The 26,057-nt window shown below is 72.5% G+C and carries 20 protein-coding genes and 1 pseudogene; 13 read left to right on the forward strand and 8 right to left on the reverse strand.

Annotation, left to right across the window (positions count from 1 at the left end; translation table 11 throughout):
- Positions 1-51: 51 nt before the first annotated feature.
- Entirely contained in the window at positions 52-225 is a 174-nt protein-coding gene (locus tag PH203_RS17035; RefSeq protein WP_289920840.1) for a hypothetical protein, read from the forward strand.
- A gap of 7 nt (positions 226-232) precedes the next feature.
- Here the strand turns inward: PH203_RS17035 and PH203_RS17040 are convergent, their stop codons facing one another.
- Positions 233-4,045: a hypothetical protein gene (locus tag PH203_RS17040; protein WP_289920841.1), complete on the reverse strand. Its 3,813-nt coding sequence runs from the start codon at positions 4,043-4,045 to the stop codon at positions 233-235.
- Positions 4,046-4,486: 441 nt separating this feature from the next.
- Between PH203_RS17040 and PH203_RS49675 the strand changes: the two are divergent.
- Positions 4,487-4,576, forward strand: a pseudogene (locus tag PH203_RS49675) (hypothetical protein); the annotation flags it as partial.
- A gap of 610 nt (positions 4,577-5,186) precedes the next feature.
- Positions 5,187-5,966, forward strand: coding sequence for an NPP1 family protein (locus PH203_RS17045; protein WP_289920842.1), 780 nt, complete (start codon positions 5,187-5,189; stop codon positions 5,964-5,966).
- Between the two features lie 73 nt (positions 5,967-6,039).
- Here the strand turns inward: PH203_RS17045 and PH203_RS17050 are convergent, their stop codons facing one another.
- Positions 6,040-6,621: a tellurite resistance TerB family protein gene (locus PH203_RS17050; RefSeq protein WP_289920844.1), complete on the reverse strand. Its 582-nt coding sequence runs from the start codon at positions 6,619-6,621 to the stop codon at positions 6,040-6,042.
- 106 nt (positions 6,622-6,727) lie between these two features.
- Between PH203_RS17050 and PH203_RS17055 the strand changes: the two genes are divergently transcribed.
- The 3 genes from PH203_RS17055 (at position 6,728) to PH203_RS17065 (ending at position 10,572) form a co-directional block, all read left to right on the forward strand.
- Complete coding sequence (locus PH203_RS17055) at positions 6,728-7,255, forward strand: GNAT family N-acetyltransferase (RefSeq protein WP_289920846.1); 528 nt, start codon at positions 6,728-6,730, stop codon at positions 7,253-7,255.
- Positions 7,252-8,487 (forward strand): amidohydrolase, encoded by a 1,236-nt coding sequence (locus PH203_RS17060; RefSeq protein ID WP_289920847.1) that lies wholly within the window; start codon positions 7,252-7,254, stop codon positions 8,485-8,487. The genes PH203_RS17055 and PH203_RS17060 overlap by 4 nt, the downstream gene beginning before the upstream one ends.
- Before the next feature lie 132 nt (positions 8,488-8,619).
- Entirely contained in the window at positions 8,620-10,572 is a 1,953-nt protein-coding gene (locus PH203_RS17065) for a WD40 repeat domain-containing protein (protein WP_289920848.1), read from the forward strand.
- 1 nt (position 10,573) lies between these two features.
- Here the strand turns inward: PH203_RS17065 and PH203_RS17070 are convergent, their stop codons facing one another.
- Positions 10,574-11,632: a hypothetical protein gene (locus PH203_RS17070; protein WP_289920849.1), complete on the reverse strand. Its 1,059-nt coding sequence runs from the start codon at positions 11,630-11,632 to the stop codon at positions 10,574-10,576.
- 69 nt (positions 11,633-11,701) lie between these two features.
- Entirely contained in the window at positions 11,702-12,871 is a 1,170-nt protein-coding gene (locus PH203_RS17075) for a PP2C family protein-serine/threonine phosphatase (protein ID WP_289920850.1), read from the reverse strand.
- 107 nt (positions 12,872-12,978) lie between these two features.
- Between PH203_RS17075 and PH203_RS17080 the strand changes: the two genes are divergently transcribed.
- Positions 12,979-13,428, forward strand: coding sequence for a hypothetical protein (locus tag PH203_RS17080; RefSeq protein WP_289920851.1), 450 nt, complete (start codon positions 12,979-12,981; stop codon positions 13,426-13,428).
- Between the two features lie 56 nt (positions 13,429-13,484).
- Here the strand turns inward: PH203_RS17080 and PH203_RS17085 are convergent, their stop codons facing one another.
- A complete protein-coding gene (locus PH203_RS17085) occupies positions 13,485-14,027 on the reverse strand; it encodes an SH3 domain-containing protein (protein WP_289920852.1) in 543 nt (180 codons plus the stop codon).
- 178 nt (positions 14,028-14,205) lie between these two features.
- On the opposite strand from PH203_RS17085, the gene PH203_RS17090 reads away from it, so the two are divergent.
- A complete protein-coding gene (locus PH203_RS17090) occupies positions 14,206-14,736 on the forward strand; it encodes a hypothetical protein (protein ID WP_289920853.1) in 531 nt (176 codons plus the stop codon).
- Here PH203_RS17090 and PH203_RS17095 read toward each other — a convergent pair.
- Positions 14,651-15,979: a PLP-dependent aminotransferase family protein gene (locus tag PH203_RS17095; protein WP_289920854.1), complete on the reverse strand. Its 1,329-nt coding sequence runs from the start codon at positions 15,977-15,979 to the stop codon at positions 14,651-14,653. The genes PH203_RS17090 and PH203_RS17095 overlap by 86 nt on opposite strands.
- Before the next feature lie 94 nt (positions 15,980-16,073).
- Here PH203_RS17095 and PH203_RS17100 point away from each other — a divergent pair, with 94 nt between their 5' ends.
- The 3 genes from PH203_RS17100 to PH203_RS17110 are packed head-to-tail and all read left to right on the forward strand — an operon-like array spanning position 16,074 to position 19,817.
- Positions 16,074-16,850 carry an alpha/beta hydrolase gene (locus PH203_RS17100; protein ID WP_289920855.1) on the forward strand — a complete coding sequence of 259 codons (777 nt, stop codon included), beginning with the start codon at positions 16,074-16,076 and terminating at the stop codon, positions 16,848-16,850.
- Positions 16,851-16,860: 10 nt separating this feature from the next.
- The gene (locus PH203_RS17105) at positions 16,861-17,862 is read left to right on the forward strand and encodes an endonuclease/exonuclease/phosphatase family protein (protein ID WP_289920857.1); all 1,002 of its coding nucleotides are present in this window, start codon (positions 16,861-16,863) and stop codon (positions 17,860-17,862) included.
- Positions 17,863-17,876: 14 nt separating this feature from the next.
- Positions 17,877-19,817 (forward strand): FUSC family protein, encoded by a 1,941-nt coding sequence (locus tag PH203_RS17110; protein WP_289920858.1) that lies wholly within the window; start codon positions 17,877-17,879, stop codon positions 19,815-19,817.
- 76 nt (positions 19,818-19,893) lie between these two features.
- Here the strand turns inward: PH203_RS17110 and snpA are convergent, their stop codons facing one another.
- Positions 19,894-20,529: a snapalysin gene (gene snpA, locus PH203_RS17115; RefSeq protein ID WP_289920859.1), complete on the reverse strand. Its 636-nt coding sequence runs from the start codon at positions 20,527-20,529 to the stop codon at positions 19,894-19,896.
- Between the two features lie 173 nt (positions 20,530-20,702).
- On the opposite strand from snpA, the gene PH203_RS17120 reads away from it, so the two are divergent.
- Positions 20,703-21,629: a LysR family transcriptional regulator gene (locus tag PH203_RS17120; RefSeq protein ID WP_289920860.1), complete on the forward strand. Its 927-nt coding sequence runs from the start codon at positions 20,703-20,705 to the stop codon at positions 21,627-21,629.
- Between the two features lie 17 nt (positions 21,630-21,646).
- On the opposite strand, the gene PH203_RS17125 is transcribed toward PH203_RS17120, so the two are convergent.
- Entirely contained in the window at positions 21,647-23,740 is a 2,094-nt protein-coding gene (locus tag PH203_RS17125) for a PhoX family protein (RefSeq protein WP_289920862.1), read from the reverse strand.
- 283 nt (positions 23,741-24,023) lie between these two features.
- On the opposite strand from PH203_RS17125, the gene PH203_RS17130 reads away from it, so the two are divergent.
- Positions 24,024-25,961, forward strand: coding sequence for a VWA domain-containing protein (locus PH203_RS17130; protein ID WP_289920863.1), 1,938 nt, complete (start codon positions 24,024-24,026; stop codon positions 25,959-25,961).
- Positions 25,962-26,057 lie beyond the last annotated feature (96 nt).

Below are 26,057 nucleotides of genomic sequence, written 5' to 3' on the forward strand. Positions count from 1 at the left end.
TGCTGTTGTTGCTGTTGTTGCTGTTGCAGCTGTCGTCACTGCGAGGTCGTCGTGCTCGAACGCACCAGCACCACCGAGCGTTACGCAAGGAGCATCATCGCCGCCGTGGTCGCCGTGGCCGCCCTGGTCCTGGCGGCGAACGCGGGGCCTGCGCGAGCGCTGGAGCAGGGCCCGGACCGGCAGGCCGACCAGGTGCGACACGTCGAGCACGTCCAGCGGAGCTGAGCACGCATCAGTCGCCGCACACCTCGCGGTACGGAACGTCACGCGCGTACGTCCGCCACTGCGCCCGCGTCAGCTCGCGCGCTCCCGCCCGCGCGCACACCGATCGGACCGCCTGGGCCGGGTCGATGACATAGCGCTGGAGAGGCACGTGCGCGCTTCCCGCGTACACCGTGCCGCTGTCCGGGCCGAACGCGACCGTGTCGATCGCGTCGCCGGGTGTGGACAGGAGACCGCCGAGCGGCTGGTGGGTGGCGATGTCCCACAGCTGGAGGCTGCCCGCCTCGCCGCCCACCGCGAGCGTGCGGCCGTCGGGGCTGACGGCCAGGGCGCTGACGGCCTCGGAGGTGTCGTCGAAGACCGGGTCGGGGCCGCCGTCCGTCCGGCCGGTCTCTCTTTCCTCTCCCTCGGGGAAGACGTTCGGCAGGATGCCCTCCCGCTGCCGGACCGCCGCGTCCCACAGCGCCACCCGGCCCGTCTGGTCCCCCGCCGCGAACCGCGAACCGTCCGGGGCGAAGGCGAGGGCGCCGATCTCGTCGCCCTGGACCAGGTCGCGTCCGGTGGTCCTGCCGCCCGGCAGGTTCGCCGTCCGGTTGTCGCCGGCCAGGAGGCGGCCGTCGGGGCGGACGGCCAGGTGACTGCTGGACAGGCCGGTCAGGACGGTCGTCCGGCGGTGGCGGGCGATGTCCCACGTCTCGTTGGTCAGCTCGCCGATGGCGGTGGTGCGGGTGAGGTGGAGCGTGCGGGCGTCCGGGCCGAGGGCGATGGTGATCACCGCACCGGCCGAGGTCTTCTCCGCCAGGTCCAGTGTCGTGCGGACCCGGCCCCGGGCGACGTCCCAGACCGTGAGGCGCTGCGGGGAGGCCTCGTAACCGGGCGCCGCGACGGTGTACGCGAGCGCCTTGCCGTCGGGGGAGAAGGCCAGACCGGGGAGGGTGTACTCCGGGAGTACCGGACGGGCGGGGTCGTGCGATACACCGAGCGGTATGGACGGCAGTGTCCTGAGCAGGCGTCCGATGGGGGTCTCCCCGCTCGAGCGAAGCCGAGAGTGGGGGAGGGTGTCGCGCAGCTCGAAGCGGTAGGTGTCGCCGGTGCGTCGCGCGGTGGCAAGCGTGCGGCCGTCCGGGCTGATCAGCACCTTGTCCACCGGCCGGTCCTGCCAGGCGGACGTCACGGCCGTCGCCACGTCCAGGGTGTGGACCGTGCCGGCCTCCAGATAGCGCAGTACCGGGCGGGCGGGGTCCCAGGCCAGACCGCCGAGGTGCTGGTTGTTGAGGGAGTACCGGAACACCGGGGAGCCGAAGCCCAGCCGCCACAGCGTGATCTCCTCCCCGTCGGCGATCGCCAGGAACTTCCCTTCCTCGTCGAAGGCGGCGTACCTGACTCCGGCGCCGGGGAGGTCGGGCAGCCGTTTCCCCGACCGGACGTCCCAGAGCCGCACGCCGCTCGGGACCACCGCGGCGAGCCGCCGTCCCCCGCCACCGAGCACCAACTGCAGGCGCTCCCGGTCCTGGCCGCAGATGTCGCCCTCGCGTTCCCAGGGCCCGTGCACCGTGCGCCGGCCCGTGAGGTCCCGCACCTGCGGCGCGCCGCCTTTCCCGAGGGGGCAGTCCGCGATCAGCCGGCCGTCCTCGCTCGGCACCGCGGTGTCCTGCGCCTCGAACAGCAACTTCCCGTCCGCGGCCGAGTGCACCACCGCCCGGGACCCGTCCACACCGCGCACGGTGTACGTGCTCGTGCCGAAGTCCACGACGGACGACACCGGCAGCGGGTCACCCGCCCAGCGTCCGGCGGCCGTGTCCCACAGCCGCACCCCGTCGCCCCGGCCACGCCCGTAGAGGGCCAGCAGCCGCCCGTCCGGGCTCGCCCCGACCGCGATGCCGGCAGCCGGCAGCCGCCCCTCGGCGATCCGCCGGTGCCGTGCCACGTCCCAGGTCCGCCAGGTGCGCCCCTCGACACTGAGCAGGGTGCGTCCGGAGTCCGTCAGACGGCGGAAGGGACCGTCGCCCGGTGCCGGTTCGCTGAACGAGTCGAGCTCCTGCTGGTGGAGCGCTCCCAGCAACGCCTGCCGGGTCTCCGGCAGGCGGGACACGCGCCAGGCGGCGACGCCCAGCAACTGTGCGGTGCGCGGATCGGTGGTGGTCAGGCCCTCCGCGACGGAGGCGATACGGCGGGCCGCGTCGTCGACGCGGTGGCGTTCGTTGTCCCGGCCCTGTGTCCACGCGGCGAGACCCGCGATCAGCGCCACCGTGAGAACGGCCGACAGTACGCCCACCGCGGCCCGCGCCTGGCGCGTGGAGCGGGCGGCGGCCCGGCGTTCCGCCTCGCGGGCGGCCAGCGCGGCGGTGAGGAACTCGCGCTCCGGCGCGGTCAGGGAGAGGTCGTGCTCGTGGTCGGGGAACAGCTCCGCCACCCGGTCCAGGCGGGTGCCCCGGTACAGGGCGCCCAAGTCGCGGTCGTGCTCCAGCCAGACGCGGGCGGCCTCGGTCAGCCGCCGGTGGTGGCGCAGCCGCTCCCGGTCCCCCTCGATCCAGCAGCGCAGCCGCGGCCAGCTGGTGATCAGCGCCTCGTGGGCGAGCTGCACGGCGTCCTCGTCGACCGTCAGCAGCCGGGCGCGGGCCAGCCGCTCCACCACCACGGGCACGTGGGGACACGCCCAGTCCCGGCACTCCGCCCGGATCAGCGGGCGCCGGGTGTCGGGGGTGCCCTGGCCGGGCTCGACCATCCGCAGCAGCAGCCGCCGCGCGGCGTCCGCCTGCTCCCCGGTCAGCTGCCCGTACGCCTCCTCGGCGCTCGCCGCGATGGCGCCGCGCACCCCGCCGGCCGCCTGGTACGCGGCCAGGGTGAGCACCCGGCCCTTGCGCCGCCGCCAGGTCTCCAGCAGGGCGTGCGAGAGCATCGGCAGCCCGCCGGGCTCGTCGAGGACCTCCTCCACGATCCGCGCGGTCAGCTCACGCTCCACCAGGAGCCCGACCTCCTGCGCGGGCTTGACGACCGCCTCCCGCAGCTCTTCCGCGGTCATCGGTCCGACCAGCAGTCCGGCGCCGCACAGCGTGTCCGCAAGGCCCCGGTGCTCGCCGCAGCGGGGGTAGAAGTCGGCCCGTACGGAGATGAGCACCCGCAGCCGGCTGTCCGGGTCCCGGGCGGCGAGCAGCAGGTCGATGAAGCGGGAGCGCTCCCGCTGGTCGTGGCAGAGGGTGAAGACCTCCTCGAACTGGTCCACGACCACCCAGCTCTCCGGCTCGTCCGCGGCCGGGGTCAGCAGATGGCCGTAGGTGGCGGCGGGCCGGTCGCCGGGCGTGAGCACGCGCAGCACCGCCGGACGCCCCCGGCCGGCGATCTCGTTCTGGAGCCGGGGTATGAGCCCTGCCCGCAGCAGCGAGGACTTCCCGCTGCCGGAGGCGCCGAACACCGCGGCGAAGCGGTGCCCGCACACCAGCTGGAGCAGGTCCTCCGTCAGCCGGGCCCGCCCGAAGAACAGCCCCTGGTCGGCCGGCTCGAACCGGGCGAGACCCCGGTACGGCACCCCGTACTCGTCATCGTCGCGGACCTCCCCCGCCGCCTGCGCCTCGGCGTCCTTCCACCGCGGCTCCCACGCGTCCGGGTCGCCGCCGCAGGCCCGTACATAACCCAGGACGACGGCGAGGGACGGCAGCCGTTCGCCGGCCGCGGCCTGCGACAGCGTTGTCGCGGAGAAGCCCGCCGACTCGGCCATCTTCCGGTACGAGGGGCTCCCCGCCGCCTTGCGCAGCTCGCGCAGTTCGTGCGCGAGCCGCGGCACGGGCCCGGCCGTCGGGTCCAGCGGTCTTTCCGGGCGCCCCATGCGCACACCTCCGTACAGCTCGCGAAAGGGACATCGAGCGCGACGAACGTACAAGTCACGCGGTGACGCACAGGTTGCCGACAGGTGACGTACCGGCGATACGGCATGTGATGTCCATCAACACCCTTCCGCCCGCAAGGTTGATTGATCCGATAAAAGGGACATGTCAATCAACATTCCGGTTGCGAACGTCGGTGGAACAAGGCCGCGAACGCCGCCGAAGGTGCGGGGGCGAGCCGCGGGCAGGTCCTCCTTCGACCCGCTCACAACCGCGACGAAGGCCTACGCCGCCGACGGCAACCCCACCTTCCGGATCGGCATCGACGGGACAGACGAGTACAAGCGATTCATCCAAGCGGTGGCCGACCGAGCCGGCAGCGGCCCCAGCACAACGTCAACACGGCGGTCTGGGACCTCTACAACGCCAGAGACCCCAGGACGATGGCGCGCGCGTTCCTCACCATGACGCAGTTCGTGGCGGAAGCGGCCCGGTTCCGGCCGATCGCCTATGACATCGGCCTGGTCATGGGCCACGACGGCGGCCAGCTGCGCCTCCCCAGGAACTTCATCGAGCAGGAGAACTCGTGGGACGCAACTACGGCAATCCGGTCGCCTTCCGGCTCCTCACGGCGATCATGTACGCCGACTACCTCCTTTACACGGCGAAGGGCGGGAACCGCTGACCCCCACAGGGTGTCCGCTCCACCGCCCGACCGCTGCCCCGGCGCCGTCCCGCCGGGGCAGCGGTGTTCCCGGGATTGATCACCCTGATCGGACGGGCTGCAGATCAACTCTCCGGCTGCCAGTCTTGGACCCGTGCCGCTCATCCCCCCGAGGGGCACACCCAGGCCGGAAACCTCGTCATCCCCCTGACCGAGTCCCGGCCGGCCGCCGGTGGACACCCCCCGTCCACCGGCGGCTTCTTGCATGGCGCGGGCGCCGCGCGCTCCTCGGCGCCGGCCGGTCTCCATGACGTCGCTGTCCACAGCTGTGGACGAACTCGCCGAGGATGATTGAAAACCCTGTTCAGAGCATGCCGCCAATCAACTCCCGGTGCTCCAGTCTCTGTCTCGTCCCGCCGGGATCCCGGCCGAACGAACCAGCAGAACGAACCAGCACAACGAACCACTGGAGCACCCACATGCCGCAGACAGCCACGCCCCGCCGACGGTCCCGCCTCGCCCGCGCCGCCCTCGTCCTGGGCAGTGCCGCTGCCCTGACCGTCGGTCTGACGGGAAGCGCGAGCGCCGAGATCCTGAACCCGCTGCCGTGGAACGCGAGCACCTTCCAGAACAAGTACATGCCGCTGTTCGACTACGACACCGACGGCTGCTTCCCCGCGGCGGCGGTGGACGCGAGCGGACACCTCAACGGCGGCCTCAACCCCAGCGGCTCGATCACCGGCGGCTGCCGGACCGACCACCTGGGCAGAGCCAACACCTACTCGCAGTCCCGGTGCGCGAACGGCTGGTGCGCCTACGTCTACGCGCTGTACTTCGAGAAGGACCAGACGCTCAACGGTGCCGACGCCTTCGGGCACCGCCACGACTGGGAGTGCGTCGTGGTCTTCCAGAAGCAGGGCGAGGAGCGGCCCCGTTACCTGGCTGCCTCCCGGCACGGCGGCTTCAGCACCCACCCGATCAACGAGGTGCCGATGGACGGCAACCACGTCAAGATCGTCTACCACAAGGACGGCGCGAGCACGCACGCCTTCCGCTTCGCCAAGTGGGGCGAGGACACGGAGGCCTGGGGCCCGGGCAACCACTGGGACACTCCGGGCCTGGTCACCATGGAGCAGATGGACAAGGCGCCGCGCGACGCCCTGTGGAACTCCCAGTGGGGCAGGGCCAACTTCCCGCTGACCAACAACCTCGTCAGCAACATCAACAAGGCCCGGCCCTCGGAGGTCCCCGCCTTCTGACGTGCACCGAGACGCCGCTGCCCCAGGCGGCCGACGCTCACTTAGCCTTGTGCGTCGGCCGCCGGGGCCGCGGTCAGAGCTGGAATTCCGCCGGGTTGAGGCCCAGGGCCGCGCAGGCCTCCTGGAGGACCATCTGCTCCGCCTGGGAGAAGTGGCCGTCGGCGCCGGCGATGACGATGCCGGTCTGGACGACCGCGCGGGCCTCGGTCGGCTTCTTGGCGGCCTTGGCGATGTCCTGGAGCGCCTCCGCCTTGCCCTGCGCGAAGTTGCGGGTGAGCTGGTCCACATGCTTGTGGAAACGCGTGCGCAGCTGCTCCGGCGGGAAGTTCTGCAGCACCTCGTTGCTGAGGATCATCGACTCCATCTGCTGCATCTCGGTCGCGTCCACATGCCCGTCGGCCGCCGCGACCAGCGCACACATCGCCATGCTGGCGTCGCGGTACGCGCCGCTCTTCAGCTCGGTCTTGATCGAGCCGAGCTGGTTCTTCAGCAGCCCGACCAGCTGGGCGCGGGAGCCTGATCCGCCATGCGACCCGGTCCGCGAACCGCTGCTCGAACCACCGTGCGAACCGAGTCCGCCGGTCGCGCCGCGTCCGCCCTGCGCCTGCTGCTGCAGGGCCTTGGCCTGGTCCTTGAGCCGGTCGAACAGTGCCATTGACGTCACCTCGGTACTCGTCTGAGCGATCTCATCCGCACAACGGCCCCGCCCCGGCAAAGGTTCCATCGAGCCTGGGCTCAGCGGCCGCGATACGTTGCCCGGCATGAGTGATCCAGGACCCGTCGCCTGGCCACCCGCCCCGATACGGACCGAACGGCTCGTCCTGCGCGCCGCCGAGGCACGGGACCGCATGACGTTCATCGAGCTGCTCGCCTCGGCGGACGTGCACACCTACCTCGGCGGACCCCGATCGCGCGACGAGCTCGAACGCGAGACTCCCGAGGTGCCCGCGCGATGGCCCGGGAGTTTCGTCGTCGAGGCGGAGGGGGCGATGATCGGTCAGCTCCTGCTGAGGCGGGCGCCGGAGCACGCTCGTCCGGCCGCCGCGGGGAAGGTCGATCTCGGCTACCTGTTCCTGCCGCGCGCGTGGGGGCACGGATACGCCGGCGAAGCGTGTACGGCCGCGCTCGGCCGGCTCGCCGAGGCGCTGCCCGGGGAGCCGGTGGTGCTGCACACCCAGACCGCCAACGCCCGCTCGATGCGGCTCGCGGCGAGGCTGGGGTTCACCGAGGTGGAGCGGTTCCGTGCCTGGGACGCCGAGCAATGGCTCGGCATACGCTGCCCCGCATGACCTCCGCCGCCGCCCGTACCGCGCTGGAACTCACCGCCGACCTCCCGCTCCCGGACCTGGAGGATCTCTACCGGGACCTGCACCGCCACCCCGAGCTCTCGGGCCGGGAGCACCGCACGGCCGGGCTGCTCGCCGAGCGGTTCAAGGCGGCCGGGTACGACACCGTCGAGGGCATCGGCGGCACCGGGGTCGCGGGGGTCCTCCGCAATGGCGACGGGCCCGTCGTGCTCCTGCGCGCCGACATGGACGCGCTGCCGGTCCAGGAGGAGACCGGGCTGCCGTACGCCTCCGGGACGGCCGGTGTGATGCACGCGTGCGGGCACGACCTGCATGTCACCTGGCTGGCCGGGGCCGCCCGGGCGCTGGCCGCCGGGCGGGACGCCTGGTCCGGGACGCTGGTGGTGGTCGGGCAGCCCGCCGAGGAGACCGGGGGCGGGGCGGCGGCGATGGTCGCGGACGGGCTGTACGCGCGCGTGCCGCGCCCCGACGTGCTGCTCGGCCAGCACGCGGCGCCGGGCCCGGTGGGGCTGTACGCGCATGTGCCCGGGCTGATCCTGTCCGCGACGACGGACGTCGACATCGTGGTGCACGGGCGGGGCGGGCACGGGTCGAGGCCGGAGACCACCGTCGATCCGGTGGTGACGGCGGCGTACATCGTGACGCGGCTGCAGACCGTCGTCAGCCGGGAGGTGGCCCCGCGCGAGTCGGCGGTGCTGACCGTCGGGCGCATCGAGGCCGGTACGGCGGCGAACATCATCCCCTCCACCGCCCGGATCTCCCTCAATCTGCGCACCCGGTCCGAAGCCGTACGGGACCGGATGATCGCCGCGATCCGCCGTATCGCCGAGGGCGAGTGCCTGGCCGCGGGCTGCCCGCGCGAGCCCGAGGTGACCCTCGGCGGCTCCTTCCCGGCGACCGTCAACGACGCCGGGACCGACCGGCGGGTGGCCGCCGTTCACCGCGAGGTCTTCGGCGACGGCACGGTCATCGACCCGGGCGCGGCGATGGGCAGCGAGGACTTCTCCCTGCTGGCGGCGGACGGACAGCCGTACGCCTACTGGTTCGTCACGACCACGCCGGCCGAGGTCTGGGACGCGGCGCCCGGCGGTGACGACCTGCTGGCGCGGCTCGACGCGGTCCCCAGCAACCACAGTCCGCACTTCGCACCGGATCTGTCGGTGGTGGGGCCGGGGGTGCGGACGCTGGTGTCGGGTGCCCTGGCCCACCTGTGACCCCTGTGGCGTCGTTGTCCGTGGCATGACTTACTCTTCGCTCACTCGCCACACGCGACGCACAGGTCCCGCACGTGACCGGCCGCGTGCGGCCTCCACATTCGTTCCGGGGGGTTCGAAACAGAAGTGCGTATGCGCTCCCTCGCGGCCGCCACCACGCTGGCGGTCCTCTTCAGCTCGGCGGCGCTCACCGCCACTCCGGCGTTCGCCGACTCGGTCAAGCCCCTCACGGCCATCGAGGACGCGGCCGTCACCGTCGTGGACGGCACCCACCAGCGGGTCTTCATCAGCGATGCGTCCACGAACCGGATCGCCGTCACCGACGACGCGGGCAGCCTCATCGGCACGCTCACCGGCCTGCCCCAGGTCCTCGGCCTCGCGCTCAGCCCGGACGACAGCACCCTGTACGCCGCGGTCCACGGCGCCGACAAGATCGTCGCGTACGACACGGCAACCCTCGCGCAGACCGCCGAGTACGCGACCGGCACCGGGACCACCCCGTCCAGCCTCGCCCACGCCGACGGCAAGCTGTGGTTCGGCTACGGCGACCAGTGGGACTCCGACCTCGGCGTGGTCGACCTTTCCGCCGAGACGCCGACGGTCACCCTGGGCCTCGCGGTGGGCCACGACTTCGCGAGCCCGCCCGCCCTCTACGCCGACTCCGACAACCCGGGCATGCTGCTCGCCCTGGACACCAACATCAGCTCCGGCCCGATGGTCGTCTACGACATCTCCTCCGGCACGCCCGTGCTCCGCGTCGCCGAGGACAAGGGCGGCACCTACACGGGCGCGGCCCTCACCCCCGACGGCCAGAACGTCGTCGTGGCGGGACCCGGCATCCGGACTCTGATCGAGTACCGCCTCTCCGACCTGGCCGAGGTGCGCACCTACCCCCTCGCGTCGAATCCGCTGAACGTCGCCGTCGCGCCGGACGGCACGATCGCGGCCACCGTCCTCGACACGGACGACGTGGGCGACACCTACGTGTTCCCCACCGATCCGAGCAAGCCGGTCAGTGTGCGCAACCTGTCGCACGCATGGATGCCGGGCGGGAAGCTCACCAGCTGGTCGGCGGACGGCAGCAAGCTGTTCGTGGTCACCGACACCTACTACACACCCCAGTTCCGCGTCGTCGACGAACCCCGCAAGTACGCCGCCACGCTCAAGGTCGACGCCCCCGCCTCCGCCCCCCGGGCCAAGACCCTGACGGTCACCGGCACGCTCACCGCCGACCTGGCCCTGCCCTCCGGCACGCCGATCACGGTCACCCGCACCGACACGGAGTCGCCGAACGGCAAGCCGCTCGGCACCAAGTCCCTCGGCACGGGCGGCAGGTTCAGCTTCACCGACGTCCCGCCGGCCGGCGGCAAGGTCAAGTACACGGTGACGTACGCGGGCGACGCCGAACACACGAGCGCTTCCGCCACCGACACCGTCGACGTCTCACGCGCCACCCCGACCCTGACGCTGAACAACAACGGCAAGGTCTACTCGTACGGCCAGGACGTGAAGTTCACCGCGCACCTGGGGACGACGTACAAGAACCGCACGGTGGAGATCTGGGCCGACCCCTACGGCGCGGACAAGCCCAACAAGCTGGTGAAGACCGGCACCGTCAACTCCGACGGCAACCTGTCCGTCGTCGTGGACCTCAAGCGCAAGACCAAGCTCACGGCGAAGTTCGCGGGCGACGCCCGCTACGCGCCGAAGTCCACGCAGAGCACGGTCGGCGCCAAGGTGTCGATCTCCACGTCGGTCAGCGGCGCCTACAAGTCCAAGTACACGTGGAACCACACGTACTTGTTCTTCCGCCAGTCCAAGGACCCGGTCGTCACGGCGACGCTGCCGCCGTACGGGGGCCGCACCCAGCTGCTCCAGATCCAGTACTGGTCGGGCACCGGCTGGGTCACCACGTACCGCGAGTACTTCAAGCTCGACTCGGCCGGGAAGTCCGCCGTGCAGCTCACGGGCACCCCGCCGAAGGGCGTCCGCTTCCGGGTCCGCAACTCCTATGTCAGCGGCTCGGGCGACAGCGTGAACACCACGACGTACGGCTCCTGGAAGTACTTCACCTTCACGAGCTGATTCACGAGCTGAGCGTCTGCAACTCCCGCAGATGCCTGTGCACATGGTCCAGGGCGCCCTCCCGGCGCCCCGGCACCCGCGCCCTCAGGTCGGCCAGCGCGGGCCCGAGTTCCCGGGCCCGTGCCGGGTCGCCGATCCGCCCCCACTGGTGGTGGGCCCGGTCGACGGCGGCCTCCACGGCGGGCGCGTCGGGCGCCTGTCCGGCGGCGAGCCGGGTGGTCGCCACCGCCAGCCACGCCCGGCAGCTGCGCGCCGGATCCCCGGCGAACATCGCCAGATCCGCCCGCACCTCGGTCCAGTGCAGCGCCTCCTCGGACGCCGGCCCGTGCGCGCGTACGGCGGTCAGCTCGTGGTGCGCGGCGAGGGAATCGGCGTCCCCGTGCCGCCGGGCGGCGACGGCGGCGGAGATCAGCACATGCGGGTCACCGGCCGCCGGTCCCTGTGCGGTCAGGGTGTATCCCACGCTGTCCTGCGGGATCCGGCTCAGCGCCTGCTGGTGCAACTGCTCCGGCGGGGGCCGGTGTCCACTGCGCAGGATCGTCGCGACCGCCTTCATGTACGCGGGCGTCGCCACCGTACGTCTGGACGGCGGCGGCGCGATCCTGCCGTACACCGCGTTGTTGCGGCCCGTGTCGAAGGGGTTGGCCCGCAGCCACTCCCAGGTCTCCGCATCGGCGTGCAGATCGAGGACGAAGGTCGTCGCGCCGGCCGGGCGCAGGCGCAGTTCCTCCCTGAACCAGTGCCAGGGGAAGGCGGTGTAGCGGACCGTCGAGGGTGTGGTGCGGGCGAGCGCGAGGTGGGGCAGGTGCTGGCGGCGGTCCAACTGGAGCTGCCCGGTGACGAACACGGTCAGCGGGCCCGGTGCCGCGGCGGCCGCGCGCAGTCGCGTCAGCACCGCCTGCGGCTCCAACGGGTCGGCGAGCTCAACCACGTTGGCCGTGTCCGTGCCGGACAGGACGGCGGGCGGTACGGCGGCGAGGACGGGGAGCACGGAGGCCGCGTCGACCAGACACCCCTTGCCTGCCGGTGCGGCGGCGAGCAGCAGCACGGTTCCGGGCATCGGTCCCTCCCCATCCCCCGTCGATCACGTACGGCAGCACCGTAACCGCTGCGGCTGCAAAGGTGGACCTCAGGACTGCAAACGTCCCTTTCCTGCCGGGTCGCCCAGCTGTTGCCGTGCGGGCCGCCGTACCGCGAACACCGTCGTGTCGTCCGCAAGGCGCCCGCCGCAGTGCCGGAGCGTGCCGTCGCGGACGAGGTCGACCAGGCGGCGGGGTTCGGCGGTCCGCGGATCGGCGGCGACGGCGTCGGTGACCTCGGCGGCGAGCGGGTAGAACAGGCCCTCGGCGTCGCGGGCCTCGGTGACCCCGTCCGTGGTGAGCAGCAGGGTCTCGGCGGCGGCCAGGGGCACGCGCCGCACGGGCGGCGGTCCGTCGGCGGCGAGTTCAGCGAGGCCGAGCGGGAGCCCCTCGCCGGCCGGCAGCTGGCGTACGCCGTCGGGGCCGACGATCAGCGGGGGGTCGTGGCCGAAGACGATCACGTCCACCGCGTCGGGAACGTCGTCGGGGAAGCCGAGCAGTACGGCGGTGGCGAACCGGTGCTCCTCGTCGCCGCGGCCGAGGGCCTTGATGTGCCCGCGGTGCCGGAGCATCCGTGTCTCCAGCCGGTCGGCGACCGTCCGGAGGTCCGGCTCGTGGTACCCGGCCTCCCGGAACGTGCCGAGCAGCGCGGCCGCCGTCTCCACCGCGCCCAGCCCCTTGCCCTGGACGTCGCCGACCAGCACGCGCGTGCCGTGCGGGCCGGGCTGGATGTCGTAGAAGTCGCCGCCGACCCGGGCGTCGACGTCGGACGAGAGATAGACCGCCGCGTGCTCCAGACCGGCCCAGTCGGAGGGCAGGGGGCGCAGCACGGTGCGGCGGGTGGTGTCGGCGACGTCCCGCATGTGCAGCATCTTCCGCTCGCCGCGGACCCGGACCGCACAGGCCAGCACGGCGAGGACGCCGCCGATGCCGACGAGGAGGAAGTCGGGCAGGCCGCTCTGGTACCGGTTGGGGTACGAGGTGTCGGCGAGGAGGTAGGTCAGCAGCGCGAGCACGGCGAAGACGGCGGTGCCCCGCACCCCGCAGATCGCGGCGGCGATGCCCGGCACCAGCACGACCCAGGTGATCATCCGGAACTCGCCCGCGGTGTTGAAGTCGATCAGCGTGATCCCGGCGAGCAGCAGCAGCGGCGGCACCCAGGCGACGCTGCGGCCGCGGATCCGCAGCAGCTCGCCGCGGCTACGGACGTCGCCCTTCATGACGTTCAGCGAAACACGGGCGGTCCGGGGTCGCCATCCGACTTGCCAGGGCTGCTCGGCAGGTGTGCTCTGGAATCCGGGGGCGAGGAGAGAGAAGGAGTCCTCTCATGGCTCATGCGGCACCCGCGTCCGGCGGGATCAGCGGACCGGCCGGCGGCACCCGACTGCCCGACATCTTCAGCGAGCGCGCCCACCTGGCGGCGCGCTACGGCATCCCCGTGGTCCTCGGGCTCGTCTACGGCTACTGGGCCGCGGCGAACCGGCGCGGCGGCGGCGAGATCACCGGCTGGAACATCCTGTTCGGCTTCGTGACCGCGATCGCGTTCATCGTGCTGTGCATCGCGGTGGCGACCTTCGCGCCCCTGCTCAAGCGGGAACTGCACTCGCTGGTGAAGTCCGCGTTCGCGGGGGCGGCGATCGGGTTCCTGTACAGCCAGACCGGGGAGAGCGTGCTCCGGTCGACGGCCCTGGGACTGGGCGTCATGGCGGGCATCTTCATCGGGTTCTTCTACCGGTACTACACACATGAGGACGCCGAAGGGAACCGGCTGTACTGAGAGTTCCCCGCGCCCCCCGCGCCCCCGCGCCCCTCAGGAGGCGCGGGGAACGGTTCTCACCACCCGCCCGGATACGGCCCCCACGCGTCCGCCGAGGATCCGGCCGCGCTCCAGCTCCACGAGCCGGACGCGCTCCACGAGCCGGATCCCGACGCGCTCCACGAGTCGTTCCAGTACGGGTCGTCCCAGTTGCTCCAGGAGCCGTCCTTCCACTCCGGGCATGGATCGGAACAGCTCGGCACCCAGCGGCCGCCGGTGTCGACGAACGCGGCGCTGGCCCAGCCCTGGGCGCCGACGAGCCAGTACCAGTACGGGTTGCCGTTGACGCTCTGTCCCCGGACCCTGCACTCCACGCGGTCCTGGCTCCAGGGTGAGAGCCGGTCGACGACGGGTGAGTGCGTGGTGGGCGCGGCTCTCACATTGAGGGCGACGCCGGAGACGATGGTGCCCCAGATCGGACCGCCGGATCCGCCGTGTTGTCCGTCGGCGTATGTCGGCGGGGTCGCGGCTGCCGCTGATGTCCCCGCCGCCGCGGCGGCCAGGGTGCCACCGGTGAGCAGGACAGCGGCCAGGGTCCGCAGGGCCGGAGTGGTGCGCATGATCGGCCTCCTTCTCCCCAGAACCAGGAAACACCCGTTCGGGTGAACCCTCCACCGGAGAGCGGAATCCCCAGTTCCGCCAAGGGCGACCGCCCGTGCACCGGCCCGTAAACCGCCCGTACACCCGTATGCAGTCACCCCGCTCGCGCCCCCGCCCGCACGCGCCTTGCCTGGAAGCGTGCGCCCACGTACCCGCGACGCCGCCTCGGCCGTCCTGATCGCCCTGGCCTGTCTCCTCGTGCCGTTCGGGGTCCTCGCGGCCTGGGCGACCTACGGCAGGAATGCCGAGCTCCCCCGGCTGCGGCACCAACTCACCGATCCCTACGTGCCGTTCGAGCTGGCCGGGCTCTGGCTCCCCGTCAGCGCGCTGGCCCTCGCGGCCGCCGGGATCGCGGTGGCCGTCTGCCGTCGCCGGGCGGTGACGGCGACCTCGCTGGGGACGGCGCTGGGCGGTGCGTTCCTGGGGCTCGCGGTGGCACTCGGCCGCCGGCTGACCCTCTCCGATCTGCACGAGCTGCACCGCCCGGCCGCGGGCGCCGTCTACGACACCCTGACCGCCACCCTGCGCACGGTCTCCTGGCTGCTGGTCGCTCTCGGGCTCACCGCGGCCGCCGCGACCCGCCTCACGGCTCTGTGCGCGCGACGCCGGCGAGCGTCCGAAGCGCCCGTCGCAGATCCGGCGGTGCGGTCGACGCGAGTCCGAGCCTGACCGCGTCCGGCGTCCGGTTGGGATCGACGGCGAAGGCGGGCCCCGGCGTCACGGCGATCCCGTGCGCCGCCGCGGCCGCCGTGAAGGTGTCGGCCCGCCAGCGCGCGGGCAGCTCCCACCAGGCGTAATAGCCCTGCGGATGGGCCCGTACGGCGAAGCCGTCGAGCTCCTGCGCCAGCAGCCGCTGCCGCTCCGCCGCGTCCGCCCGCTTGGCCTCCACGAGCCGTTCGACCACCCCTGCCCCGGCCACCCGCACGGCCGCCTCCAGCGCGAACCGCCCCGCGCTCCACCCCCCGGACCGGATCGCGGCGGCCACGGCGTGCACCCGGTCGTGCGGTACGACGACGAAGCCCACGGTCAGGCCCGGCGCGACCCGCTTGGAGAGGCTGTCGACGACGTGGGTGAGGGCGGGGGCATGTGTGGCGAGGGGGTCGGGGGTGTGCGGGTGGAGGAAGGACCAGACGCGGTCCTCGACGACGGGCAGGTTCAAGTCGGTGACGGTCAGGGCGAGTTGACGGCGGCGCTCCCAACTGGTGGTCAGGGAGGTGGGGTTGTGGAGCGTCGGCTGGAGGTAGAGGGCGGACAGGGGAGCGGTGCGGTGGGCGGCGGTGACGGCCTCCGGCAGCGGGCCGTCCGCGTCCATGGCGAGCGGGACGAGGCTGATGCCGAGCCGGCCGGCGATCTCCTTGACCAGCGGATACGTCAGCTCCTCCACCCCGACCCGGCCGCCGGGCCTGACCAGGGAGGCGAGGGTGGCGGCGATGGACTGCCGGGCGTTGCCGGTGAACAGCACCGAGGCCGCGTCGGGCCGCCAGCCCGGCGTCGCGAGCACCTCGACCGCCGCCGCGCGCGCCGCCGCGGTACCGGTGGCGGCGGCCGGGAGCAGGGCCTCGGCGAGGACGTCGGGCCGCAGCAGCGGCTCCAGGACCGGGGCCAGCAGCTTCGACTGGCCTGGCGCGGTCGGGTAGTTGAGCTCCATGTTCACGGGCGCCCGGGTCGCCTGCTCGGTCAGTGCCCGCCCGGAGGGCCCGGCCGGGGCCGCCCGTACGAAGGTCCCGCGCCCGACCTCCCCCACCACGAGGCCCCGGCGCACGAGTTCGCCGTACACCCGGCCCGCCGTCGATCCGGCGATCCCGCGCCGCCGTGCGAACTGCCGCTGCGGGGGCAGCCGTTCACCGGGTTTGAGGCGTCCGGCGGCGATGTCGTCGGCGAGCCGGTCGGCGATGCGCCGGTAGTCGTCCATGGTCACGGTCCCCCTGTGGTGACGGCTGTCGCGATTGCACCGAGGGCAAAGATCTTATTGCACCGAGGAGTTGAGCCGATCTAGGGTCGTGGCCATGGCAGAAGAAGCGGCAAAAATCCCCTTGGTCCTGGTTCACGGCCACCCCTTCGACCATACGATGTGGGACCCGCAGCGCACGGCCTTCGCCCCCTCCCGCCGGGTGCTCGCCCCCGACCTGCGCGGCTACGGCAGTGCACCGCGGGGCCCCGAGATCACGGACTTCGGTCAGTTCGCGCAGGACATCGAGGCGCTGCTGGACGAGCGGGAGGTGGAGTCCTGCGTCCTGGCCGGCCTCTCCATGGGCGGCCAGATCGTCATGGACTGCTACCGGCGGTTCCCCGAGCGCATCCGGGGCCTGGTCCTCGCCGACACCTTCCCGGCGGCGGAGACACCCGAAGGCGTCGAGTCCCGGCACGCCATGGCGGACCGGCTGCTGCGGGAGGGCATGCGGGGGTACGCCGACGAGGTGCTGGAGAAGATGGTCGCGCCCTACGCGGACGCCGAGATCAAGTCGCACGTCCACCGCATGATGACGGCCACCGACCCCAAGGGCGCCGCAGCGGCCCTGCGCGCCCGCGCCGCCCGCCCCGACTACCGCGACCTGCTGACCCGGGTGACGGTCCCCGCGCTGGTCGTCGTGGGCAGGGACGACGAGTACACCCCCGTGAGCGACGCCGAGGCGATGCACGCGGCGCTCCCCGACTCGACCCTGCTCGTCGTCGAGGGCGCCGCCCATATGCCGAACCTGGAGCGGCCCGCGGAGTTCGACGCGGCGCTCGGGGCGCTCCTGACAAGGGTGGACTCCCTGACAAGGGCGGACAGGGCCTCGTAGGCTCGGGACCGTGACATACCAGTCCATTACGGGGGACCCAGATGTCCGGACGGGTCCGGAGACACGGGGTGGACGGCGGATCGGCGCCTGGTTCGCGGGACTGCTGTTCGCCGGGGTGAGCACGGTCGTCGGCTGCCGGGTCGCGGACGTCGACGGGATCACACCGGTGCCGCAGCTGCTCGCGTTCCTGCCGTGGCTGCTGGCGCCGACCGGGGTGGGGCTGGTGTTCTCGCTGCTCGGCCGGTGGTGGACCGGGCTGGTGTGGGGGGTCGCACTGCTGGGGCTGCTGGCCTGGTTCATCGAGCCCTACGGCAGGAGCGGGCAGCCGGACGGGCCCGCGGTCGCCTCGCTCGACGTGCTCACCTCCAACGTGGAGTTCGGTCAGGCCACGGGGGCGTTGATCGACACCGTGCGGCGGCAGAAGCCCGACCTCGTCTTCGTACAGGAGTGCGAGTACATGTGCGACGCGGAGCTGAAGCGGACCCTCGGCGGTGACTACCCGTACCGGCAGGCCGTCGCGGGCGGAGGCTCGGCGGGGTCGGTGATCCTCAGCCGGTTCCCGCTCAAGGCGGCCGCCCCGGTCCCCGGCACGATGGGCATGCCGGGCGCCGTCGCCGAGGTGCGCGGGCACGACGTACGGCTTCAGCTCGCGCATCCGATGCCCCCGCTGCCCGGGCAGGTCGACGTGTGGCGCCGGGAGCTGGGCGCGCTGCGGGACTTCGCGGCCGGGCAGCGGGACGCGTCCGTGATCCTCGCCGGTGACTTCAACGCCTCGCAGGACCACGCCGCGTTCCGCCGCATCCTCGACGCCGGGCTGCGTGACGCCGCCCGGCTCGCCGGGTCCGACCGCACCCCGTCCTGGCCGGCCCGGACCGCGCCCGCGCTCGGGGCGCAGATCGACCACGTGCTGCTGTCCGCGGACTTCTCGGCGGGCGAGGCCCGCTTCCTGGACCTCGCCGGCACCGATCACCGCGCCCTGCTGGTCGAGATCACGCTGCACGACCGGGAATGACGTGTAATAGCGGCATGTCCCGAGAGTTCCCCATCGGCCTCACACCCCCCGACTGGCTGGTCAGGAACCTCCGGCCCCAGAAGGCCCCGCCGGTCAACTGGGCGGCCGTGGCCCGCGCGGCGATCGCGATGGCCCTGCCGCTGGCGATCGGCCTCGCGGCCGGCGAACCGGCGTACGGCGCCCTCGCCTCCATGGGCGCGCTCTCGGGCGTCATCGGCGACACCGCCGACGCGTACCGCATGCGCATCCTCAACATCGCGATCCCCCAGCTGTTCGGCGCGGTCGGCGTGACCCTCGGCTCCCTGGTCCACGGCCACGGGTGGGTGGCGGTCGTGACGGTGACCGCCGTGGCGCTGGTCTCGGGGATGATCTCGACGATCGGCGCGGTGGCGTCGGTGTCGGGCCTGCTTCTGCTGCTCAACTCCGCGGTGGGCGCGGGCCTGCCGATGCCGGGGGACTGGTGGCTGGCGCCGCTGCTGATGACGGGCGGCGGGCTGCTGGTCCTGGCGCTCGCCCTGCTGGCCTGGCCGCTCCGATCCGGGGTGCCGGAGCGGGCGGCGGTCGCGGGAACCTATCGCACGGTGGCCGACCTGCTGGCGGCCTGCGGCACCCCGGACTACGACGAGGCCCGCCAGGCCGTCACCCAGTCCCTGAACCAGTCGTACGACCTCGTCCTCGCCCGCCGCGCCCGCCACCACGGCCGCAGCCCCGAACTCACCCGCCTCCTGGCCCAGTTGAACGCGATCACCCCGGTCGTGGAGGCGGCTCCCGCGGCCCACCTCACCGGAAAGGAGCTGGCCCCGGAGATCCCGGAGGCGGTCCGTCATCTGGCCCAGGCGGTGGAGACCGGCTACACGGGCCCCATAGGGCTCCGGCTGCCGGCGCCCGCGACGGAGACGACCCGCGCGGTCGACCACGCCCTGCGCCACGCGGCGGACGTCGTGACCGCCCCCGACATCGACCCCCGCGGCATCGACGACCGCCTCGGCCGCCCGGGCTCCCTGCGCTCCCGCGCCGCGAGGGCCGCCCGCGACGTGGCTCTCTCGGCGGCCTCCTGGCGCTACGGACTGCGCCTGGCACTGTGCATCGGCGTGGCCCAGGCACTGGTGTCGATCATCCCGGTGCCGCGCTCGTACTGGGTGGCGCTGACCATCACCTTCGTCCTGAAACCGGACTTCGGCTCGGTCTTCTCCCGCGCGCTGCTGCGGGCCCTGGGCACGGTGGCGGGCCTGGTGATCGCGGCGGCGGTGCTGGCCGAGCTGGAGCGCGGCTGGTGGGACGTACCGGTGATGCTGGCACTGGCCCCGCTGATCCCGGCACTGACCCCCCGCGGGTACGGCTACCAGACGGCGGCCATCACCCCGGTCATCCTGCTCCTGTCGGACGTCCTGAACCACCAGGGCACGGGGCTGCTGATGCCGAGACTGGTGGACTCGCTGATGGGCTGCGGGATCGCCCTGGTCGCGGGCTATCTGCTCTGGCCGGAGAGCTGGCACACCAGGGTCGGCGACCGTCTCGCGGACGCGGTCTCGGACACCGCCCACTACGTGGAGGCCGCCTTCGGCCCGGAACCCGTGGACCCGCCGGCCCGCGCCCGTATGCGCCGCCGCCTGTACCGCGACCTGTCCGTCATCCGTACGGAGTTCCAGCGCGCGCTGACCGAGCCGCCGCCGACGGGACGCCGGGCGGCCGCGTGGTGGCCGCTGGTCGTGGCGGTGGAACGGATCGTGGACGCCACGACCGCGGCACGGGTGCGGACCAGACACGGGGCGCCCGCGCCGTCGGCGGCCGAGGTGACCCAAGTACTGCTTCAGCTGCGGGAGTTGGCGGAGGGCGTACGGGAGGCGGAGACGCTGTACGCGGTGCGGACGGATCTGACGGGGCCGGCGGGGAGCGTGCTGGAGCCGTTGCGGCAGGAGGTGGCGGCGGCGCGGGCGATCGCTTCGCCGCGGTGACCGGGGCTGCCCCCGCCGACGAAATGGGTGCGGCCGCCCTGTGCAGGAGGGCGGCCGCACCGGTGGGGGGTGGCGGTCAGTCGTTCTGCAGGGCCTTGTCCATCGCGGCGGCGAGGCCGTTGGCCCAGAGCTGGTTCACCCGGGAGCGCTCGGCCGAGTTGGGCTGGGCGTTGGTGCAGGAGGGACCCGGACCGCCGCCCGACATGAGCTCGCTGCACGGGCCGGAGTAGTGGTCGGGGAGGCCCAGGACATGGCCCGTCTCATGGGCCGTCACCCGGGTCGGGTCGTACTGCTGGTTCTGCCGGTAGTCCAGGAAGATGTAGCCGCTGCCGTGGCCGTCCGTGGAGGCGTAGGAGCCCCGGGAGTCGTTGCCCTCCCGGTAGGAGAAGTCGGCCGTGCCCGCCGAGCCGGACTGCAGCTTCACGTTCGACACCGCGCTGTTCCATATCCGGGTGCTGGAGGCTATCTGCGAGGCGAACGTGGGGGCGCGGGAGGCGTCGTAGACGACCGTCACGGCCGCCGTACCGGTCGGGTCGGCGGCGCGCTTCTCCGCGACCGACTTCAGGACGGCCTGGAAGAAGGCCTCGCTGCTCTCCGCGTTCGCGGTCGAGGTGTAGCCGGCACCACCTGCCGCGTTCGCGGGAACCGCCGTACCCAGGCCGAGCGTTGCCAGACCCAGGCTCAGTGCCGCCGCGATGACTGACTTGCGCATCGATGACTCCTTGGTGGGGGGTGAGTCGTCGATGGTGAGTCTGAGGTCCCGTGCGGCCGCTGTGATGATGGCAATCGGGGATAGGACCGGGTTATCGGGAACCCGATTCGCCTGCGTAGACGGCGAATTGTGCGTCTGGTGGAACCCGTGGGGCCGCTTTAGTCTTCCCGTGCATGGAGCTCGAGGTGAGGCACCTCCGCGCGCTGTGCGCCATAGCCGACACCGGCAGTCTGCACCGGGCCGCCCGCCAACTGGGCGTGTCCCAGCCATCGTTGAGTACGCAGCTCAGACGGATCGAGCAGGAGCTGGGCGGCGCGCTGTTCCGCCGGGAGCGGACCGGGTGCCGGCCGACCCCGCTGGGGCGGCTGGTGCTGAGCCGGGCCAGACCGCTCGTGACCGAGATGCGGGCCCTCGTCGCCGAGGCGCGGGCCGCCGCGGTGGGCGGGCCGCAGCTGCGGGTCGGATCGACGGCCAGCAGAGCGCTGGCCGGGTGGCTGCGAAGACTCAGGGCCCGGGGCCAGGAGCCCACCCTCCACATGGACGTCTCCCCCAACGCCCTGCTCTGCATGGTCGCCGACGGGCAGCTCGACGTCGCCTTCGTGCACGAGGTGGAGGGGTCGCCGCTGCGGATGCCGGAGGGTCTGCGGCTGCGGGTGCTCATGGAGCGGGAGCCGCAGTTCGTGTGTCTCGCCGCCGATCATCCGGCGACCGCCAAGCCCGTCGTCGACCTCGCCGATCTGGCCGGGGACCGGTGGATGATCGACCCGACCGTCGACGGCGAATGGGACGCCGTGCAGCGGATGTTCCGGGCCTCCGGGGTCAACCCCCGGGTCCTGCACGGGGATTACCACACCGCCGCCGCCCTGGTCACGACCGGCGAGGTCGTCACCGTCTGCCAGCCGTCCTGCCTGCCCCGCCCCGACATGGCCGTACGCCGGCTGCGGGGCGACCCGCTCGGCGTACGGCTGCTGCTCGCGGCCCGCACCGAGACGGACCTGGACGGGGTCCGTCCGGCGCTGGAGGAGGCGTACTGGGAGGCGGCGCGGCAGGCACCGGCGTACCGGGAGTGGCTGGAACAGACGGCTCCAGCCACTCCATAGGCCATGGGCGGGCGACCTCAGACGCCGATGCAGCCGCCGTCGGTACGCCACACCGCCACGACCGCCGGGCGGACGAACTTGCCGGGCCCGTCGGGCCACACGGACGCCGGCTTCTCCACCGTGGCGCCGTCGACCTCGCCCGGGTGCTGGACGGCGACCAGGACACGGCGGTCCTGGATGATCGGGCCGCAGGTCTCGGCGCCGACCGGCATGGTCAGGAACTGCTTGAGCTCACCGCGCCGGTCGCCCTTGGTCGCGACGCCGAAGAGACCGTCGTGGTAGCCGAGCTGGGCGCCGTCCGTGGAGATCCACAGGTTGCCGTACGGGTCGAAGGCGACGTTGTCCGGGCAGGAGATCGGGCTGACCTTGCCCTTCGGGAAACCGGCGAAGTAGGTCGCGGGGTCGTTCGGGTCACCGGCGACGAGGAACAGCGACCAGGCGAACTTGGTGCTCTCGGCGCGGTTCCAGCGCTCGGTCAGCTCCAGGATCTGGCCGTGCTTGTTGCTGTTGCGGGGGTTGGCCTCGTCGGCGGCGGCGAAGCCGGTCTTGCCGCGGTTGGAGTTGTTGGTGAGGGCGACGTACACCTTGCCGGTGTGCGGGTTGGGCTCGATGTCCTCGGGCCGGTCCATCTTGGTCGCGCCGACCTTGTCACCGGCGAGGCGGGTGAAGACGAAGACCTCGTCGGCGGTCATGCCCTCGACGTGCGAGACGGCCCCCTTGGCGGTCGCGGTGGCCAGCGGTATCCATTCCCCGCTGCCGTCGAACTCGCCGTCGGAGGGCAGCTTGCCGGTGCCGTCGATCTCGATCGCGGGGGAGTCGCCGGTGAGCTTGGCGACGTACAGCGTGCCCTCGTCCAGCAGCGAGAGGTTGTGCTCGCGGACGGCGCGGCTGGTGCCCTTCTTCATCCGCTTGCTGCTGACGAACTTGTAGAAGTAGTCGAAGCGCTCGTCGTCACCGGAGTACACGACCGGGCGGCCGTCGTCGGTGAGCCGGATGGTGGCGCCCTCGTGCTTGAAGCGGCCGATGGCGGTGTGCTTGCGGGGCGTGGAGGTCGGGTCGTACGGGTCGAACTCGACGACGTAACCGAAGCGGTGGACCTCGTTGGGCTCCTGGGCGACGTCGAACCGCTTGTCGAACCGCTCCCACTTGCGCTCGCTCGCGCCCGTGCCGATCCCGTACCGCTTGTCGGTCGCGCGGCTGCTGTTGGCGAAGTACTGGTTGAAGTTCTCCTCGCCGTGCAGGGAGGTGCCCCAGGGGGTGGTACCGCCGGAGCAGTTGTTGAGGGTGCCGAGGACCTTGGTGCCGGTCGGGTCGGCGGAGGTCTTGAGCAGGTCGGACCCGGCGGCGGGCCCGGTGAGCCGGAACTCCGTCGTGGCTGTGATCCGCCGGTTGAGGGGATGCCGGGGTACGACGGTGAGCTTGCCGTTCTTCCGATTCTCCTCCACGACGACGGCGGACAGCCCATGCGCCGCCCAGGCGATCTCGACCTGCTCACGGGTCGGGTTCGCGGCGTCGTAACCACGGAACATGAGCACCTCGTCGGTGTACTCGTGGTTGGCGACGAGGAGCTGCTTGCCGTGGCCCAGCGGGAGGAGGGTCAGGTAGTCGTTGTTGTACCCGAACTGACCGGCCTGCGCGGCGGCGGTCTGCTTCTCCGGGTCGAAGGCGGGCGCACCGCGCAGGATGGGCTCGCCCCAGCGGATCACGACGTTCTGGGCGTAGCCGTCCGGGATGGTGACCTGGTCGGCGGTGTTGGGGGCGACGGGGGTGAACCGGAGCCCGCGGGCGGCCTTGCCGGCGCCGGGCTTGTAGGAGGCGGCGGTGACGTCGGCGGCCTCGGTGGCGGCGGCGGCCTGCGGGGCGTTGCCGACGACGGCGGCACCGGCCGCGGCGGTGACCGTCACGACGGCGGCGGCCTGCATCACCGTACGACGGCTCACGGCGCCGGCGATGACGTCGCCGACGTACTCGTTCGCGCTGGTGTTGGGCGCCTCGTGGAAGCAGGCATTGCCACAGCGGTAGAGGCAGGTCAGGGCGGAGCGGCCACCCGCGTGAGTGCCCGACGAGTCCGGGTTCGACGACGTTCTGACGATCGGCAGCAGTTTGCGCATTTTGTGTTCCCCTTGCTTCCCCATGGAATCCCCTTGAATCCGCGTCACGGACGCTAGGAGCACGTGTGTGCGGGAGCAGGGCCGCGTGGTGAACTCTCGGTGAACTGGAGGTGGCTTTACGGGAGTTGCGCTGGACGATCTACCCGCGTCCGAGTGCACCCCTTGACGCGGGCCGTTTCCGGGCCCCCGCCCCTCCCCAAGATCCCCACCGGGGGCCGCTAACCTTACGTGTCCGTCCTGGCCAGGGATTTACGGGCATCAACTCATGCGAAGGGTTGCGCACATGGGCATTCTCACTCTCCTGCGGAACGCGTTCGGCGGCCGGTCACGCAAGGGGCGTACCGCCGAGGCAGAGGGTGCGGAGGGGACGACGCAGCCGACGACTCCGACGACTCCTACGGTGCCGTCCCCGTCGCCCGAGCCGGGGTCGTCCCGGGATTCGGCGGAGGCCCCGGAGCGGGAGTCGTCCCGGGTCTCGGCGGAGGCCCCGGAGCGGGAGTCGTCCCCGGTCTCGGCGGAGGTCCCGGAGCCGGGGGCGTCCCGGATCTCGGCGGAGGTCCCGGAGCAGCGTCCGGCGTCGACGTCCCTGTCGACCAAGGACGAGCACGACCTGGTGGCGGCGGCCTTCGACAATGTGACGGTGCCGAAGCCGGCGGGGCCGGTGGGGGAGGAGGCGCCTGTCGCGGCGGAGGAGAGCGTTGCGGCGGAGCCGGTCGTGGAGGAGCCGGTCGCGGCCCAGGAGACCGTTGCGGAGGAGCCGATCGCGGAGGAGGCGACGCCGGCTGCGGAGGAGCCGACACCGGTCGCCGAAGAGCCCGAGTCGGTGAAGGCGGAGGAGTCCGCGCCGGTGACCGTGGAAGAGTCGGCGGCTGAGACGGAGGCGGAGCCTGCGGCGGTGGTCGAGGAGGCTGCTCCGGAGGCCGATGTGGAGGCGCCGGCGCCGGTGGCCGAGGTTGCCGTGGAGCAGCCGGCTGCCGAGGCCGTCGCGGAGGAGAAGGCTGCCGAGGCCGCCGCGGAGGAGGCCGCCGCCGTCGAGGAGACGGTGGCCGAGGAGGCACCCGTCGCTGAGGAGACGGAGCCTGCTGCGGAGGTCGAGCCCGAGGCGGAGGTCGAGCCCGAGGCGGAGCCCGAGCCGGTGGCTGCCGAGCCTGCGGTCGCCGAGGAGCCCGCTGCGGAAGAGTCCGCCCCGGAAGCGGAGCCCGAGGCGGAGCCCGAGGCCGAGGACACCACGGCGGAGCCCGCCGCGGCGGCCGAGGCCGAGACTGCCGTGGAGACCGAGGGCGCCGAGCCCGTCGTGGAGACGGAACCCGAGCCGGTCGCGGAGACCCAGCCGGAAGCCACCCCGGAACCGGCCGCCGAAGTCACGCCGGAGCCGGAGCCCGTCGTAGAGCCGGAGCCGGAGCCCGTCGCGGAGACGACGCCCGAACCGGCCGCCGTCCCCGACACGACCCCCGCCCCCGAACCGATCGCCGCAGCCGCCGACGACGAGTCCGCCCCGCAGGGGCCACCCGCAGACGACATCGAAACTGTCACGGGTGGTGCGGGTGGGAACACGGACGCCGAAGGCGAAGCCGAGGCGCCCCTGGTCACACCCACCGTCGCCAACGACGCCGCCGCCCTCGCCCTCGCGAAGGCCGGCCTCACCACCGCCCGTGCCCGGACCTACCTGGTCCTCGACCGTTCCGCGAGCATGCGCCCGTACTACAAGGACGGCTCGGCCCAGGCGCTCGCCGACCAGACGTTCGCCCTGGCCGCCCAGCTCGCGCCCGACGCCCCCGACGTGCACGTCGTCTTCTTCTCCACCGAGGTCGACGGCACCACCGACCTCACCCCCGCCTCCCCCAAGGACGCGATCGACGAGGCGCACGCCGGTCTCGGCCGTATGGGCCGCACCAGCTACCACGCCGCCGTGGAAGCCGTACTCGCCCACTACGACAAGACGACGACCCCCGACGCGAAGACGCCCGCTCTGGTGATCTTCCAGACAGACGGCGCCCCGGACGCGAAGACCCCCGCCACCCAGGCCCTGACCGACGCCGCGAAGACGCACCCCTCCGTCTTCTTCTCCTTCGTCGCGTTCGGCGACCACGACAACAAGGCCTTCGACTACCTCCGCAAACTGAAGACCGACAACACGGCCTTCTTCCACGCGGGCCCGACCCCGAAGGAACTCACGGACGCGGAGCTCTACGACGGCGTACTGATCGACTGGCGCCCGTAGCCACCGGAGATCGACAACACCCCCGGGCCGTCCGCCTTCCACCCTGCAATACGGAAAGCGGGCGGCCCACCCGTGTCGGCTACGATTTCTTGGTTC

The sequence above is a fragment of the Streptomyces sp. S.PB5 genome, assembly GCF_030403745.1.
Classification (GTDB): Bacteria; Actinomycetota; Actinomycetes; order Streptomycetales; family Streptomycetaceae; genus Streptomyces.

Bases quoted from the DNA above. Each gene is read 5' to 3' on its own strand.
- PH203_RS17040 (WP_289920841.1), bottom strand. From the start codon at position 4,045: ATGGGGCGCCCGGAAAGACCGCTGGACCCGACGGCCGGGCCCGTGCCG.
- PH203_RS17045 (WP_289920842.1), top strand. From the start codon at position 5,187: ATGCCGCAGACAGCCACGCCCCGCCGACGGTCCCGCCTCGCCCGCGCC.
- PH203_RS17050 (WP_289920844.1), bottom strand. From the start codon at position 6,621: ATGGCACTGTTCGACCGGCTCAAGGACCAGGCCAAGGCCCTGCAGCAG.
- PH203_RS17055 (WP_289920846.1), top strand. From the start codon at position 6,728: ATGAGTGATCCAGGACCCGTCGCCTGGCCACCCGCCCCGATACGGACC.
- PH203_RS17060 (WP_289920847.1), top strand. From the start codon at position 7,252: ATGACCTCCGCCGCCGCCCGTACCGCGCTGGAACTCACCGCCGACCTC.
- PH203_RS17065 (WP_289920848.1), top strand. From the start codon at position 8,620: ATGCGCTCCCTCGCGGCCGCCACCACGCTGGCGGTCCTCTTCAGCTCG.
- PH203_RS17070 (WP_289920849.1), bottom strand. From the start codon at position 11,632: ATGCCCGGAACCGTGCTGCTGCTCGCCGCCGCACCGGCAGGCAAGGGG.
- PH203_RS17075 (WP_289920850.1), bottom strand. From the start codon at position 12,871: ATGAAGGGCGACGTCCGTAGCCGCGGCGAGCTGCTGCGGATCCGCGGC.
- PH203_RS17080 (WP_289920851.1), top strand. From the start codon at position 12,979: ATGGCTCATGCGGCACCCGCGTCCGGCGGGATCAGCGGACCGGCCGGC.
- PH203_RS17085 (WP_289920852.1), bottom strand. From the start codon at position 14,027: ATGCGCACCACTCCGGCCCTGCGGACCCTGGCCGCTGTCCTGCTCACC.
- PH203_RS17095 (WP_289920854.1), bottom strand. From the start codon at position 15,979: ATGGACGACTACCGGCGCATCGCCGACCGGCTCGCCGACGACATCGCC.
- PH203_RS17100 (WP_289920855.1), top strand. From the start codon at position 16,074: ATGGCAGAAGAAGCGGCAAAAATCCCCTTGGTCCTGGTTCACGGCCAC.
- PH203_RS17110 (WP_289920858.1), top strand. From the start codon at position 17,877: ATGTCCCGAGAGTTCCCCATCGGCCTCACACCCCCCGACTGGCTGGTC.
- snpA (WP_289920859.1), bottom strand. From the start codon at position 20,529: ATGCGCAAGTCAGTCATCGCGGCGGCACTGAGCCTGGGTCTGGCAACG.
- PH203_RS17120 (WP_289920860.1), top strand. From the start codon at position 20,703: ATGGAGCTCGAGGTGAGGCACCTCCGCGCGCTGTGCGCCATAGCCGAC.
- PH203_RS17125 (WP_289920862.1), bottom strand. From the start codon at position 23,740: ATGCGCAAACTGCTGCCGATCGTCAGAACGTCGTCGAACCCGGACTCG.
- PH203_RS17130 (WP_289920863.1), top strand. From the start codon at position 24,024: ATGGGCATTCTCACTCTCCTGCGGAACGCGTTCGGCGGCCGGTCACGC.